The organism is Vibrio sp. 10N.222.48.A3, assembly GCF_041475345.1.
In the GTDB taxonomy this organism is placed as follows: Bacteria; Pseudomonadota; Gammaproteobacteria; order Enterobacterales; family Vibrionaceae; genus Vibrio; species Vibrio tasmaniensis_A.
In genome coordinates this window covers 1-417 of the sequence record NZ_JBFRVX010001353.1, presented here as the reverse complement: position 1 = coordinate 417, position 417 = coordinate 1, and the positions used below count along the sequence as shown (strand labels likewise).

The 417-nt window shown below is 42.7% G+C and carries 1 protein-coding gene; it reads left to right on the top strand.

All coding sequences use genetic code 11. From position 1 onward, the window contains the following. Positions 1–417: histidine kinase dimerization/phospho-acceptor domain-containing protein (locus AB4653_RS26280; protein ID WP_372105696.1), on the top strand; the 417-nt coding region annotated here is incomplete at both ends.

Sequence of the window (417 nt, the reverse complement as noted above, 5' to 3'; positions counted from 1 at the left end):
GCGTTCAGTGAGGTAGGCGATTTCTTCTCACCTGAAATTGAGTGGTATGAAGATTCAGAAAGAAACTTTCTTATTGGGCTTTTGTTGGCCGTTATCTTCGCTATTGGCGCAAGTGTTTACTTACCTGTTAGGCGTTTTCAAGAAAGAATAGAGTTACTTGTTGAGAAACAGAAGCAGTTTGGTAAGGGGAAGCTGAGTACTCGCTCTGACGTAGATGATATACACCCAGTGTCTGAGCTAGCCAAAAGTTTTAACTTCATGGCTGAGGAGATTGAGAGCAAAGTAAAACAAAGTCATATATTTGCTCAAGCGATTCCACATGAAGTCCGCACACCGCTAAGCCGTATTCAATTGGCGACGGATCTCTTAAGGCGGGAAGCACCAGAGCATCATCAGGTTTTTTTCGATGATATTGAT